This window comes from Streptomyces sp. AK010, assembly GCF_014207295.1.
GTDB lineage: Bacteria > Actinomycetota > Actinomycetes > Streptomycetales > Streptomycetaceae > Streptomyces > Streptomyces massasporeus.
This window is the reverse complement of the sequence record NZ_JACHCX010000008.1, coordinates 312,096-325,792: the sequence shown is the minus strand read 5'-3', so window position 1 is coordinate 325,792 and position 13,697 is coordinate 312,096. Positions and strand designations below refer to the sequence as shown.

Genomic DNA, 13,697 nt, shown 5'->3' with positions numbered 1-13,697 from the left:
CCTAGAGAAACGCCCTCCAGGCGGCCACACCCATATCTACGCAGGTCAGACCCCAGATTCTGAGCTCTAGGCCGTCGAATTATGTCGAACCCGGGACCAGCATGCGAACGGCGCGGCAGAGCACTCAAGCGACGCAGGGAAGCCAACCAGCCACCGCCCAGCACGCGTTGCGCGCCCCCGGATTCTCATCCCGCCACGGTGGCGGCGCGCAGCGCAGTCATGGGTACTTTTCCCATAACTTCCAGCGCGGCCTTGTTCCGGGCCAGTTCCTTCTCCAGACGCTCCACCTGGCGGCGAGGTTTCTCGTTCTCCGCCTCGGCCGCCGGCTTCTTCGGCCTCGCCGGGCTGGTGCGCTGGTCGACCAGCTTTTCCAGGGCCCCGGCATCCCGCGCGGCCCGCCATTCCCTGACGTGCGAGTGGAGCAGGCGCTCGCGGCGCAGGACTGCGCCCTTCTCGTTCTTGGGCGCGGCGTCGTACTCGGCCACGATCCGCAGCTTGTACTCGGGGCTGAAAGTGCGGCGCTTCGGCCGGGGCGCCGGGTCGGGTCCGGCGGGCGTGGTGCTGGTCATGAGGGGGTGTTCTCCTGTCGTGCCCTCTCAGGCTAACCCGACAAAGCGGGGCGTCTCACCACAGGCTGACAGAGAGGGTGGCTTCAGCCGTCCGAGGCTGCAAGGCTGGTGACCGTGCCGCGGATGGTCGGATGGCGGTACAGCTCCCGCATCCGTAGTGACGGCAGGCCCTGTGCGCGCATGACGGCCCCGATGCGGACTGCGAACAGAGAGTTGCCGCCCAACTCGAAGAAGTCGTCGTCCAGGCCGACAGGCGTGCCGAGCACCTCGCTCCAGATCTGCCGCAGCCGCTCAGTGAGCTCGTCCTCGGCCGTGACGGGCTCGGTGCCCCGGGCCGGCGCGGCGGGTGTCGCGGGTGCGGGGAGCCGGGCCGTGTCGAGTTTGCCGTTGGCTGTCAGCGGCAGCGTGTCCAGGGCAGTCACCGTGGTGGGGAGCATGTAGTCGGGGAGGATGCCCGCGGCCCGCTTGCGGACTGTCACCGGATCGCCGCCTGAGAGGACCACGTAAGCGTCGATCCTGGTGGTGGCCGCGTCGTCCGGGTCGTCGCGCCGCACCACCACGGCCGCCGTCCGGACATCCGGGTCTTCCAGCAGCACCGAGCGGATCTCGTCCAGCTCGATTCGGAAGCCGCGGATCTTGACCTGGCTGTCGATGCGCCCGAGGTGTTCGAGGTGGCCGTCCGGGCGCAGGCGTCCCAGGTCACCGCTGCGGTACATGGTGCCGCTGGTGAAGGGGTCGGGAACGAAGCGTCCGGCGGTCAGTTCCGCCTGGCCGAGGTAGCCGAGCGCGACCCCGGCGCCGCCGACGCAGATCTCGCCCGCCACACCGGGCGGCTGCAGCCGCCCTGACGAGTCGGTCACATACAGGTGCCAGCCGGGCAGTGCCCGTCCGACGGAGCGGGTGGCAGCGAGTGCCAATCGCCGGGTGAGGGTCTGCTGGGTGACGTGGACCGTCGTCTCGGTGATACCGAACATGTTGACCATCCGGCAGACCGACTCGGGGTGCCGGTCGAACCAGGTCAGCAGTATGCGCGCATCCAGTGGCTCGCCGCCGAAGACGACCATTCGGACCGGGACCCGGGTGTGGTCGACGTCCAGCAGCTGGGCGAAGGCGGACGGGGTCTGGCTGAGCACGGTGACCTTCTCGGCCTCGAGTAGATCGCGGAAGCGGTCGGGTTCGCGGGAGACGAAGTACGGCACCACGACCAGCCGCCCGCCGGTCAGCAGGCACCCCCAGATCTCCCACACCGAGAAGTCGAAGGCGCTGGAGTGGAACCAGGTCCACACGTCGTCGGTGCCGAAGCCGTACTCCTCGCGGGTGGCGTCGATCAGGGCGATCACGTTGCGGTGCGGCACCTCGACGCCCTTGGGGCGGCCGGTGGAGCCGGACGTGTAGATGACATAGGCGGCGGCGTCGGGCGCGGTGGCCGTCGGCGGGACCGGGGCGTCAGTGAACTGCTGGGCGGCGTCCAGCAGTTCGTCCGGAGTGGCAGGCACGCAGCCCGCAACGTCCGGGAACTCCGGTAGCCGGGTGACCATCACCCGCAGTCCCGCGTCCTGTGCCGTGTGGGCGATGCGGTCCGCCGGGTAGGCCGGGTCGACGGGTACGTAGGTCGCGCCGGCCTTCAGTACGGCGAGCAGGGTGACGACGAGTTCGGCGGTGCGCTCCAGACAGACGCCTACGCGGTCGCCGGCCGTGACGCCGCGCTCCCGCAGGCCGCGGGCCAACCGAGTCGACCGCTCGTCCATCTCGCCGTAGGTGAGACCGGCCGCGCCCTCGGTCACGGCGATGCGCTCCGGTGTCGCCCCCGCGATCCGCGCGAACGCCTCGGGTACGGTCACCGGGGTGGTGACCAGCGGGCGGGATGGGCGGCCGAGTGCCGCTACACGGTCGCGTTCGGCCTCGTCGAGCAGAGCGACGTCGTCGACCGCGGTCTCGGGCTTGGTAAGGATCATCCGGTGCACCCGCACCAGGTACCGGGCGAACTGCACGGCGATCTCGGTGGAGACATGGCCGCTGAGGTGGTCGCAGCGCAGCCGCCAACCGTCGGCGTCCTTGAAGACCGACAGGGTGAGCGGGAACGGCGGTGCGAGGCACGGCACGTACGCGCCGGGAAGCTCCGCCTCGTCGAAGAGCAGACCGGCGAGTGCGGGACCATCCGCGGGGGAGGGCTTCAGCTCACCGAGCGTGGCGGCCTCCGGCACGGTGAAGGTGCCGTGGTCGGTTCCGATGACCGGGGTGGTCTCGGGGTCGTGGCGGCGCAGAGTCACGGCGAGGGAGGCGAGCCAGCTTGCCTCGTCGCCGCCGTCGTCGAGGGCGAAGAGGTACGGGCGGGCGGGGCGTTCGTCAGCCAAACCCCAGGAGGGAGCGGGTGCGAGTACGGACGCCGTGGGTGCGGATGCCTCGGTGGTGGGGCGGCTCGCTTGCGGGCCGACGGACTCACCGGCCTCCGGCTCGACGGACTCGCCGATCGCCAGCCGTCCGAGAGCCGCCCGGTCCCACTGGTCCCGCGCGGCCACCAGGACCAGATCGCAGGCGCCGTCGGCGTAGCGCAGCAGCACCCTGCGCAGTCCCTCGGTCGGGCGGGCGAGTTCGGCGGCGCGGCGGCGCTCGGCGAGCGGGTCGGTCGCCGGCACGGGCACGTCCTCGATCCACAGTCCCGGAGGGGCCGTCGGATACGGCGAGCGGTCCGAGCGGACGCGGACCGCGTGGCAGCGGGCCGCGGGGCGGAGGGGGCCTGACACGTTCGTACTCCTTGTCGGCGCGGGGAGTTGTTCCGAGGGTTCCGGAGAGGTTGTCCGGGGAGTCGTTCGGGAAGGGCGGTTGCGGGGCGTGAGTTCAGCGGATGCTGAAACCGCCGTCCACGGTCAGGACCGAGCCGGTGATCTGACGGGACTCGTCCGAGGCGAGGAAGACCACTGCGGCGGCGACGTCCTCGGGCTCGATCAGCGCGTTCATCGGCTGCGCCTCGATGAAGGTCTTCTCGTGTTCGTGCACCGGCACTTCGAGCGCCCTGGCGATCTCGGCGAGCATCCGGCCCTCGGCCTGCGCGTCGTCGCGCACCGACCCCGGACACACCGCGTTCACGCGCACCTTCGTCGGCGCGTAGTCGAGCGCCGCCGCCTTGGTCAGTCCGACGACGGCGTGCTTGGCGGCGACGTACCCGGCGAAGTGCCGGTAGCCCACGAGCCCCGCGGTGGAGGCGACGTTGACGATGCTGCCGGCGCGCCCGGCGCTCATAGCCTTGCCCACCTCGCGGATCACCCGCCAGGCGCCGGAGAGGTCCACGTCGATCATCAGGGACCACTCGTCCTCGTCGATCTCGTGCACCGGTTTGCCCGAGGGCGCGGCTATGCCCGCGTTGTTGACGGCCACGTCGATCCGGCCGAACCGGTCCTCGGCCCGGGTCACCGCCTCCCGTACGGCCCGCAGGTCACGGATGTCGGCCTCGGCGGTGAGGACGGCCGCGCCCGCCTCCCGGCACAGCGCGGCCGTGTGCGCCAACTGCCCCGGTGTGCCCAGCGGGTAGGGCACCCCGGGCAGGTCGGCGCAGATGTCCAGCAGGGTGAGATCGGCGCCCTCGGCGGCACAGGCGAGCGCGGTGGCCCTGCCGAGCCCGCGGGCGGCGCCGGTGACGAGGACCGACTTGCCGTGCAGACGCATCGTGAACTCCTTGAAGAATCAGGCGAATTGGTGGAAGACAGGCGGGTGACGGCGGGCGGGGCTACAGGACCGTCGAGACGATCAGCCGAACCAGCGCGGGCGCGGCTTCGGTGAGATACATGTGACCGCCGGGGACCTCGACGTGCTCGAAGTCCCGGCCCGCGACCTTGCTCCAGGACTCGGCGTCGTCGTAGCCGACGAGGTCGTCGTCCTCGCCCCGGACGACCGTGAGCGGGGCGTCTAGCGGGAGGCCGGTGGAGGGCGTGTAGTTCTCGTGCATCTCGACGTCCGCGCGCAGGGCGGGCAGGATCATCTCGCGCATCTCCGGGTCGTCCAGCGCGGGATGGTGGTAGCCGGCGAACTCGCCGACTTGGGCGAGGAACTCCTCGTCGGACAGACCGGTGGCCCGCCGCTCGCGCCCCCGGGCCGGTTCCGGCGACCCGCTGACGAACAGGTGGACCAGCTCGACGCCGGGCTCGACGGCCAGCCGGTGCGCGAGTTCGTAGGCGAGCACCGCGCCGAGGCTGTGCCCGAACAGGGCCACCCTGCCCCCGTCGTCGCCGAGCCGCTCCCGCAGTTCGGTCAGGAGCCCGTCGACGGCTTGGTGCGCGTCCCGGTACGGCTCCTCGTCGATCAGCCGTTCGCGGCCAGGCAGTTGCAGGGGCACGATCTCCATCGAGTCCCCGGCCAGCGCCGTCCAGGGACGGTAGAAGGAGGCGCCCGCCCCGGCGTACGGCAGGCAGATCAGCTTGGTCGTGTCATGCGTGGTCATGGGCGCGGGTGTCTCCTTGTGAATGGTGTGTTTCGTGCACGCCTTGTGGGCGAGGACTTCCGGGGCGCGGGTCGGACGCAGGAACTCCGTGGCGCGGGTCGGACGCGAGTAGACCGGCGAGCTCTGCCGCCTCGACCGCGGTGCGCAGCGCGCCGGCTGCGCGGTCAGGTCCGGGCAGCCCGGGGCCGACCGGCATGACGTTGAGCGTGGTGGCGCCGGCCTCGGCGAACGCAGTCATCCGCTCGGCGATCCGCTCGCGCGGCCCGAGCAGCGAGGTGGCGTCGAGGAATTCGAGCGGTACGGCGGCCATGGCGCCCGGGTAGTCACCGGCCAGGAACCTCTCCTGCACGGCACGGGCCTCGGCGCCGAAGCCCATGCGCTGGGCCAGCTGCGTGTAGTGGTTGTCCTCCCGCCCGCCCATGCCGCCGAGGTACAGCGCGGCGTACCCCCGCACCCGGCGTGCGCAGGCCCGCCAGTCGGGGCCGGTCACCAGGGGCACGCCTGGGGCGATGTCGAACCCGTCGAGGGTGCGCCCCGACTTCGCGAGACCGGCCTTGAGCGGTGCCAACTGCCGGTCGGCGTGGGCGGGGGAAAAGAACACCGGAAGCCAGCCGTCGGCGATCTCCCCGGCCAGTTCCAGGTTTCTCGGCCCCAGTGCGGCGAGGTAGACCGGGATCCGCTCGCGCTGTGGCCGGACGGTGAGGGCGAGCGCCTTGCCCGGGCCGTCCGGCAGCGGAAGCGTGAAGTGGCGGCCCGCGTACTCCAGGGGCTCGCGGCGCAGCGCGCGGCGCACCAGATCGACGTACTCCCGCGTACGGCCGAGCGGCGAGGCGAATCTGACGCCGTGCCAGCCCTCCGAGACCTGGGGGCCGGACACACCGAGGCCGAGCCTGAGCCTGCCCCCGGACAGGGCGTCGAGGGTGGCCGCGGTCATCGCCGTCATCGCGGGCGAGCGGGCCGGGATCTGCAGGACCGCGCTGCCGACGTCGATGCGGGAGGTGCGGGAGGCGATCCAGGACAGCAGGGTGACGGCGTCGGATCCGTAGGCTTCCGAGACCCACACCGCCGAGTAGCCGAGGTCCTCGGCGAGCGAGGCGAGCGGGAGGTTGGAGGCGTCGTTGCCGCCGACCCAGTAGCCGAGGTTGAGGCCGAGGCGCAGGGTGGGGACGGTCATGGGGGCTCCTGTGCGGGGCGGTCGGGTCAGCGGCTCGTGCGGGTGCGGTAGCGCCAGGTCGACAGCGTGACGAAGACAGCGATCAGCAGCACCGAGCAGGCCGCCGTGTACAGCGCGGGGTGCTGGGCGGGCCAGTCGTGCGGCACCCGGAAGCCCGGCGGGGGCGTGTTGCCGAAGAGGTGGCGCAGGGCGCCCGCGAGCGAGGTGATCGGGTTCCAGGCGGCCACGGTGGACAGCGGGCCGGGCAGAGAAGAACCGGAGACGAACGCGGAGGAGACGAACGTCGTCGGGAACAGCCAGATCAGGCCGAGGCTCCCGGCCACCTGGGTGTTCGGCGCGATGAGGGCGACGAACACGCCGATCCAGGACATCGCGAAGGAGAACAGCAGCGCCAGCAGGAACCCGGCGGCCACCTCGACCGGGCCGGTGTGCGGGCGCCAGCCCATCAGTAGTCCGCAGGTGGTGGTGACGACCGCGCTCACCACGCACGTCGCCAGGTCAGACGTGGTCCGGCCGAGCAGCAGCGCCACGCGGGAGATCGGCAGGGTGCGGAAGCGGTCGACCATGCCCTGTTCCAGGTCCCTGGAGAGCCCGACCGTGGTGAAGGTGGTGGTAAAGGCCACTGTCTGGGCGAGCAGCCCGCCCACCATGTACGAGCGATAGGCCGGGCCGCCCAGGCTGTTGCCGAAGACATACCCGATGAGCATGGCGTAGACGACCGGCTCAACCAGACAGGTGATCAGCAGTCCCGGCGTGCGCCGCAGATGCAGCAGATTGCGCAGGGCGAGGTCGGCGCTCTCGGCGAGCACGCGCAGGGCGGGACGGCGTCGGGCGCCGGTCGGGAAGGTGCCGGTCGCCGGTGGCCCCTGGCGGGGGGCGCCGGGCGTGCGCACTTCGGCGGTCGCCGTCATCACGCCGCCTCCTGCCGGGTGCGGCCGGTCAGGCCGAGGAACACGTCGTCGAGGGTGCAGCGGCTCAGCCCGATCTCCAGTACCTCGACCTGCTCGCCCTCAAGTGCGGTCAGGGCGCGGCCCAGTGCGGCCCGGCCGTCGGCGGCGGCCGCCGCCACGCGCCGGGCACGGCGGTCCACCCTCGGGGTGGCGCCGGTGGCCTCCCGCACGGCGTGTGCCGCCGCGTCGAGCTGGTGGTCCTCGGCGACACACACGACGAGCCGGTTGCCTGCGGCCGCCTTCAACGCGTCGCTGGTGCCCTCCGCCACGACCCGCCCCCGGTCGATCACGGTGATCCGGTCGGCGAGGCGGTCCGCCTCTTCCAGGTACTGGGTGGTCAGCAGGATGCTGGTGCCGCCGGCGACCAGTTCACCGACCGCCTCCCAGGTGTCGAGCCGGCTTTCGGGGTCGAGCCCGGTCGTCGGCTCGTCCAGGACGACCAGTGGCGGAGAACCGACGAGGGCGGCGGCCAGATCCAGCCGTCGGCGCATACCCCCCGAGTAGGTGCCGGCCGGGCGCCCCGCCACGTCGGTGAGCCGGAACCGGGACAGCAGGTCATCTGCGACGCAGCGGGCCGTTCGGCGGCCCACGCCGCGCAGTTTCGCAATGAGGTACAGGTTTTCGAACCCGGTCAGCAGGCCGTCGACCGTCGAATACTGGCCAGCCATTCCGATCGTAGAGCGGATCTTTTCCGGCTCGGCCGTCACATTCCAGCCATTCACGAAAACGTGGCCGGAATCCGGCTTGAGGAGAGTCATGAGAATCTTTACCAGCGTGGTTTTTCCAGCTCCGTTCGGGCCTAGAAGTCCCAGGACCTCGCCCGTGTTCACCTTCAGGTCGACGCCACGTAAGGCGTGACTCTGCTTGAACTTCTTGTGTAGTCCCTGTATGGCGACGGCCGACGCGGTTGGGTTAGGCACAAATCCGTTCTACGTCCGCCGACAATCGAAGTCGATCACGGAACGTTCAAGGTTTCTTGTGTGTTCGATGGGATTGCTTGACTGCTGCTTGAATCTTTCACTACTGGTTCGAGGATCGTGATTCTGTACGGTTTCTGTCGTGCGAGAATTAATCACGATGCTGAGGGAACAGGCAGCGCGTAATCCGCAGCAGTCGGCCGTGACCTTCGTCTCGGACTTCAGCGACATCAGACGGACAGTGCGCGACCGCGCGGAACTCGATCTGCATTCAAGGCGCATCGCCTCCTGGCTCCAGGAGCGGCTCTCCCCAGGAGACCGGGCCCTGCTCCTCTACTCCCCGGGGATCGAGTTCACCACCGCCTTCTCCGCCTGTGTCCACGCCGGCGTCATCGCCGTCCCCGCCCCCCTGCCGGGCCGCTACCGCCACGAGCGCCGCAGGCTCGCCGCCATCGCCCGCGACGCCGGGGTGCGCGCCATCCTGACGCAGGAGAGCGACCTCCAGGACGTCGAGAAGTGGATCGCCGAGGAAGGTGTCGTCGGCGCGGTCTGCCACCCGACCGACGCCGGGGACGGAGACCCGGACGTCTGGACCGCTCCCCAGGTGTCCCCCGACACCCTGGCCCTGCTCCAGTACACCTCGGGTTCGACCGGCGACCCCAAGGGCGTCATGGTCACCCACGGCAACCTGGTCGCCAACGTGGACCGCATGGTCCGCATGTTCGGCAACGACACCGCCACGACGTATGGCGGCTGGATACCCCTGTACCACGACATGGGGCTGATCGGCCTGATGCTGCCCGGTCTCCTGTGCGGGAACGGATACGTCCAGATGGACCCCATGTCCTTCCTGCGCCGCCCCTACCACTGGCTGCGCATGCTGGACGCCTGTGACGTCAACTTCACCGCCGCACCCGACTTCGGATATGAGATGTGTGTACGCCGGGTCACCGACGAGCAGCTCGCCACGCTCGACCTGTCCCGGCTCAAGGCGGCCAACGGCTCCGAGCCCGTCCGTGCCGACGTGGTCACCGCCTTCACCGAGCGTTTCGCCGCCGCGGGACTGCGGCCCGAGGCGCTCATCCCCGTGTACGGCCTGGCGGAGGCGACGCTCATGGCCTCCGGCACCGCCGGGCGGCCACCCCTGCGCACCGAGGTCGACGCCGCCGCCCTGGAGAACCGGCACCTGCGGCCCGCCACCGGCACGCAGCCGTCCCGCGTCCTCGTCGGATGCGGGGCGCCGAGCGGATCCGACGCACTGATCGTCGACCCCGACACCGGCGACGACCTCCCCGCCGGCCGCATCGGCGAGATTTGGCTCGACGGCCCCTGCGTCACCGCCGGTTACTGGGAGAACGCCGGCACCACGAGCGCCACGTTCCAGGCCCGCACGAGCGACGGACGCGGCCCGTTCCTGCGCACCGGTGACCTCGGCGGCCTGCTCGACGGCGACCTGTACATCACCGGCCGCCGCAAGGACGTCCTCGTCCTGCACGGACGCAATCTGCACCCCGCGGACATCGAGTACGAACTGCGCTCCCAGCACGAGGAGTTGGCGGGCCTGCACGGGGCCGCCTTCATGGTCGGGCACGACGACGGAGTGGACACCGCTCCCGCGATCGTCGCCGTGCACGAGATCCGCGCCCACTGGGGCGCCGAACGGCTTGGCGGGATCGCCGTCGACATGAAGCAGACCGTCGCCCGCGAGTTCGGCGTACCGGTCGCGGCCGTCGCCCTCGTCAGGCCCGCCGGCGTACGGCGCACCACGAGCGGCAAGGTGCAGCGCTCCGCGATGCGCGCCCTCTACCTCGCCGGCGAACTGGACACCCTGCACCTCGCCGAGGACCCACTGCTCACCGCCGCCCTCACCGACCACCGGCGGGTGACCGCACGATGACCACCACGGCCGACCTGGAGGCCCTGCTCGCCACCCACGAGGACGACGTCCTCGCACCCAACGCGCTCGCCGAACTCGACGACCGCGAGGAGTTCCCCGACGGCGCTGTCCGCCTCCTCGACTACGCCGGGTTGGCCGCCCACTACGTCCTCACCCCGGACGGCGACTTCAGCCGGACGGTACGGCTGCTGCGCGCCGTCGCCCGCCGCGATCTGACGGTGGCCATCGCGCACGGCAAGACGTTCCTCGGGGCCGCCCCGGTGTGGGTGGCTGGCACCCCGGAGCAGGCCGCCCGGCTCGCCGAGCGCGTACGTGCCGGCGAGGCGGTCTGCTGGGGGCTGACCGAGCACGACCACGGGGCCGACCTGCTGGCGAGCGAGTTCGCGGCGGTGGCCGCCGACACGGACCTGGATGGCTGGCGGCTCACCGGCGAGAAGTGGCTCATCAACAACGCCACCCGCTCCACCCTCGCCTGTGTCCTCGCCCGCACCGACCCCGCGGGCGGCGGACGCGGCTTCAGTCTCTTCCTCGTGGACAAGAGGCAGCTGACGCACGGAAGTTGGCGCAACCTGCCCAAGGTCCGGACGCATGGCATCCGCGGCGCCGACATCAGTGGGTTCGCCCTCGACGGCGCCCCGGTGCCGGCCGACGCCCTAGTCGGTGAGCGGGGCGACGGCATCGCCGTGGTCCTCAAGACGCTCCAGCTCACCCGTATCGCCTGCACCGCGCTCTCCCTCGGCGCCGCAGACCACGCCCTGCGACTGGCCCGCGACTTCGCGACCGGACGCGAGCTGTACGGTCGCCGCCTCGCCGACGTCCCGCACATACGGCGCATCCTCGGCCGGGCGGCCGCCGCCGCACTGACCGCCGAGGCCGTGAGCGTGCTCTCCGCCCGCTCGGTGCACACCCTGCCCGGCGAGCTGAGCGCGATCTCGGCCCTCACCAAGGCATACGTCCCGACCCTTACCCAGGAGACCCTCACCTCCCTCGGCGAACTCCTCGGCGTGCGCGGCTTCCTCACCTCACCGCCCGGCGGCGGCTTCGCCAAGCTGGAGCGCGACCACCGCATCTGCGCGATCTTCGACGGCAGCACGGTTGTCAACCGCGCCGCCCTCCTCAACCAAATGCCCCGCCTGACACGTCAGTTGAGCCGCCGCCGCACCGACGCCGAGGGCCTGCGAGCAGCCGCCGACCTCACCGCCCCCCTGCCCCCGTTCGACCCCGCCCGTCTGACGATGCTGTCGGTCACGGGATGCAGCGCGGTGCAGGCCCTGCCCGACATGGCGGCGCGCATACTCGACCAAGGGCCACCGCAGGCGGCCCCTCTCATCGACCGGCTACTCGCCCGACTCGCCCGGCTGGAACGGGAGTCGGCCGACTTCGTACCGGTCGCGGGCGGACTGCCCAGCACCGCGTTCGGCCTGGCCGAGGCCTACGAACGCGCCTACGCCGCTGCCTCCTGCCTCCTGCTGTGGCTGGAGAACCCGCCCCTGCGCACGGGCCGGCTCGGGACGTACGGCCTGTGGCTACGGGCCTGCCTGACCGTCCTGGCCGGTGAGGAAGAGAGCGCCGGCAGCCACGGCACCGACGCTACCTCCGTCTTCGACGCCCTGGCCGACGTCGTACTCGCCACACCCGCAACGGAGTTCACCCTCTGGGGAGGTGCCGCATGACCACCGCCACGTCCGGCCTCGCCCCCAAGCGAGCCGACGAACTCGAACACCTCCTCGGCAGCCTCTCCGACCCGGCCAACCCCACCGGCGCCACAGCGATCCTCGCCGCCGACGAACGCGCGGAGATGCTCGCTGCCGGAGAGTCCCTGCTGTACTCCTACGGACTGAACGCCGAGTTCGTCCCGCCCGAGCTCGGCGGACGTCTCGAACGGGCCGACCACCTCTCCGAGATGATGCGCGCCCTCTACCGACGCGACCCCGCGCTCGGCCTCGGCTACGGCGCCAGCTCGCTCATCGCCGGCGTCACCCTGTGGACCGCGGGCGCCGCACCCCAGAAGGAGCACGCCGCCCGCCTGCTCCTGGACGGCGGCCGTATCGCCATCGCGTTCCACGAGCTCGCGCACGGCAACGACATGGCCGGCACGGAGTTCGAAGCGACCACCACACCGGACGGCCTGCGCCTGAGCGGCCGTAAGGAGGTCGTCACCAACATCGCGCGTGCCGACGCCATGGTCGTCCTCGCCCGCACCGACCCCTGCCCCGGCCCGCGCAGCCACTCCCTGGTCCTCGTCGACCGCGCGAGCGCCGACCCCGCTCGCCTGACCGACCTGCCGCGCTTCGGCACCATGGGCATGCGGGGAGTGCAACTCGGCGGACTGCGCTTCGACGACCTGCCCGTGCCCGCCTCCGCCGTCCTCGGCCCGGTCGGCTCCGGCCTGGAGACCGCCCTGAAGGCCCTCCAGATCACCCGCACGGTCCTACCCGCGATGGCCACCGGAATCCTTGATACCGCACTGCGCCTCACTGTCGACCACCTGACCCGGCGTCAGCTCTATGGCGGCCCCGCCACCGCCCTCCCGCACGTCCGGTCGGTGCTCGCCGGCGTCTTCGCCGACTTGCTGCGGGCCGAGGCGCTCGGCGCGGTCGGTGCCCGTGCGCTGCACGTGGTGCCCGGCGCGGCGAGCGTGTACGCCTCCGCGGTGAAGTTCGAGGTGTCCCGACTGCTGCTGGAAGCCATGGACCGGCTCGCAGGTCTCCTCGGCGCCCACTTCTACCTGCGCGAGGGCCCCACCGCGCTGTTCCAGAAGCTGCTGCGCGACCTCGCCCCCGTCGGCTTCGGCCACATCGCGCGCGCCGCCTGCCAGATGAGCCTGCTCCCGCAGCTTCCCCTGCTGGCCCGCCGCACCTGGGACCGGCCCGGCACGGAAGCCCCGGCCGCCCTGTACGCCCTCACGGAGCCGCTGCCGCCGCTTCCGTACGGCCGACTGGCGCTGCACGCCGCGGGCCGCGACCCGATCGCCGGCTCCCTGCACGCCCTTCTCGACGCGCCCTGGGCGCCCGAGCACACCGACCTGCGGGACGTCATCGCCGCCGATCGCGGGGAACTGGCCGAACTGGCGGGCGCGTGCGGCCAGTTGTCGCCCGTGGAGCTCGGCGTCGACGCCCGCCCCGAGTACTACGACCTCGTCACCCCGTACGTCCGCCTGCTGTCCCGGACCGCCTGCGTCCAGGTCTGGCGGCACGCCGATCCTGGCAACTTCCTCGCCGACCCCGCCTGGCTGCGCGCGGCCCTGCACCGCTCGGCCCGCGGGCCGAGCTGGCCGGGACCGCTGCCCGCCCAGGTCGAGGACACGCTTCTCACCGAACTCCTGGACCGCCGCGACACCGGCCGCTCCTTCGGCCTGACCGGAAGACCACTCGCCGTCTGAGGCCCACCGGCCACCTCAAGCCTGTACGCAGTCCGGCACGCGCTCGCCCTCATGGGCGCGCCCCGCCGCCCGGCCTGCTCCTCATCCTCCGCTCAAGAAAGTGAACCCCCCTCATGACCGCTGGCAACCGTGACGTGCACACCTGGCTGACCGAGCGTGTGGCGACCTATCTGCGCCGCTCGCCGCAGGACATCGACACGTCCGTGCCGCTGGCCGACTACGGCCTGGACTCCCTGACGGCGCTGGCCATCACCGCCGACATCGAGGACGAGTTCGAGGTGACCGTGGATGACGCCCTGACCTGGGACCACCCGACGGTCGACGCACTGAGCACGGCCCTGTCCGAGTTGGTCGGCGGGAAGCAGGCCTGACG

Annotated in this window: 11 protein-coding genes; 4 read left to right on the top strand and 7 right to left on the bottom strand. The window is 71.5% G+C overall.

From position 1 onward, the window contains the following. Positions 1 to 185: 185 nt before the first annotated feature. The 7 genes from HDC93_RS18425 to HDC93_RS18395 form a co-directional block, all read right to left on the bottom strand. Positions 186 to 569 carry a transposase gene (locus tag HDC93_RS18425; protein ID WP_185011989.1) on the bottom strand — a complete coding sequence of 128 codons (384 nt, stop codon included), beginning with the start codon at positions 567 to 569 and terminating at the stop codon, positions 186 to 188. An 83-nt stretch (positions 570 to 652) separates the two neighbouring features. Continuing rightward, a complete protein-coding gene (locus HDC93_RS18420) occupies positions 653 to 3,313 on the bottom strand; it encodes an amino acid adenylation domain-containing protein (protein ID WP_185011988.1) in 2,661 nt (886 codons plus the stop codon). A 94-nt stretch (positions 3,314 to 3,407) separates the two neighbouring features. Then, complete coding sequence (locus HDC93_RS18415) at positions 3,408 to 4,232, bottom strand: SDR family oxidoreductase (RefSeq protein ID WP_185011987.1); 825 nt, start codon at positions 4,230 to 4,232, stop codon at positions 3,408 to 3,410. Between the two features lie 61 nt (positions 4,233 to 4,293). After that, positions 4,294 to 5,004 carry a thioesterase II family protein gene (locus HDC93_RS18410; RefSeq protein ID WP_185011986.1) on the bottom strand — a complete coding sequence of 237 codons (711 nt, stop codon included), beginning with the start codon at positions 5,002 to 5,004 and terminating at the stop codon, positions 4,294 to 4,296. Continuing rightward, on the bottom strand, positions 4,991 to 6,178 hold the full coding sequence (locus HDC93_RS18405) for an LLM class F420-dependent oxidoreductase (RefSeq protein ID WP_185011985.1): 1,188 nt from the start codon (positions 6,176 to 6,178) through the stop codon (positions 4,991 to 4,993). The genes HDC93_RS18410 and HDC93_RS18405 overlap by 14 nt, the downstream gene beginning before the upstream one ends. 26 nt (positions 6,179 to 6,204) lie before the next feature. Next, a complete protein-coding gene (locus HDC93_RS18400) occupies positions 6,205 to 7,092 on the bottom strand; it encodes an ABC transporter permease (RefSeq protein ID WP_185011984.1) in 888 nt (295 codons plus the stop codon). After that, on the bottom strand, positions 7,089 to 8,048 hold the full coding sequence (locus HDC93_RS18395) for an ABC transporter ATP-binding protein (protein WP_185011983.1): 960 nt from the start codon (positions 8,046 to 8,048) through the stop codon (positions 7,089 to 7,091). Before HDC93_RS18395 ends, HDC93_RS18400 begins: the two co-directional genes overlap by 4 nt. A 139-nt stretch (positions 8,049 to 8,187) precedes the next feature. Here HDC93_RS18395 and HDC93_RS18390 point away from each other — a divergent pair, with 139 nt between their 5' ends. The 4 genes from HDC93_RS18390 (at position 8,188) to HDC93_RS18375 (ending at position 13,695) form a co-directional block, all read left to right on the top strand. Further along, positions 8,188 to 9,942: a fatty acyl-AMP ligase gene (locus HDC93_RS18390; RefSeq protein WP_311774573.1), complete on the top strand. Its 1,755-nt coding sequence runs from the start codon at positions 8,188 to 8,190 to the stop codon at positions 9,940 to 9,942. Further along, positions 9,939 to 11,615, top strand: coding sequence for an acyl-CoA dehydrogenase (locus tag HDC93_RS18385; RefSeq protein WP_185011982.1), 1,677 nt, complete (start codon positions 9,939 to 9,941; stop codon positions 11,613 to 11,615). Before HDC93_RS18390 ends, HDC93_RS18385 begins: the two co-directional genes overlap by 4 nt. Next, positions 11,612 to 13,324 carry an acyl-CoA dehydrogenase gene (locus tag HDC93_RS18380; protein WP_185011981.1) on the top strand — a complete coding sequence of 571 codons (1,713 nt, stop codon included), beginning with the start codon at positions 11,612 to 11,614 and terminating at the stop codon, positions 13,322 to 13,324. Before HDC93_RS18385 ends, HDC93_RS18380 begins: the two co-directional genes overlap by 4 nt. 113 nt (positions 13,325 to 13,437) lie before the next feature. Beyond that, a complete protein-coding gene (locus tag HDC93_RS18375; protein ID WP_185011980.1) occupies positions 13,438 to 13,695 on the top strand; it encodes an acyl carrier protein in 258 nt (85 codons plus the stop codon). The last annotated feature ends 2 nt before the right edge of the window (positions 13,696 to 13,697 follow it).

Excerpts from the sequence above, each read along its gene's own strand:
- HDC93_RS18425 (WP_185011989.1), bottom strand. The coding sequence starts at position 569 with ATGACCAGCACCACGCCCGCCGGACCCGACCCGGCGCCCCGGCCGAAG.
- HDC93_RS18415 (WP_185011987.1), bottom strand. The coding sequence starts at position 4,232 with ATGCGTCTGCACGGCAAGTCGGTCCTCGTCACCGGCGCCGCCCGCGGG.
- HDC93_RS18410 (WP_185011986.1), bottom strand. The coding sequence starts at position 5,004 with ATGACCACGCATGACACGACCAAGCTGATCTGCCTGCCGTACGCCGGG.
- HDC93_RS18405 (WP_185011985.1), bottom strand. The coding sequence starts at position 6,178 with ATGACCGTCCCCACCCTGCGCCTCGGCCTCAACCTCGGCTACTGGGTC.
- HDC93_RS18385 (WP_185011982.1), top strand. The coding sequence starts at position 9,939 with ATGACCACCACGGCCGACCTGGAGGCCCTGCTCGCCACCCACGAGGAC.
- HDC93_RS18380 (WP_185011981.1), top strand. The coding sequence starts at position 11,612 with ATGACCACCGCCACGTCCGGCCTCGCCCCCAAGCGAGCCGACGAACTC.
- HDC93_RS18375 (WP_185011980.1), top strand. The coding sequence starts at position 13,438 with ATGACCGCTGGCAACCGTGACGTGCACACCTGGCTGACCGAGCGTGTG.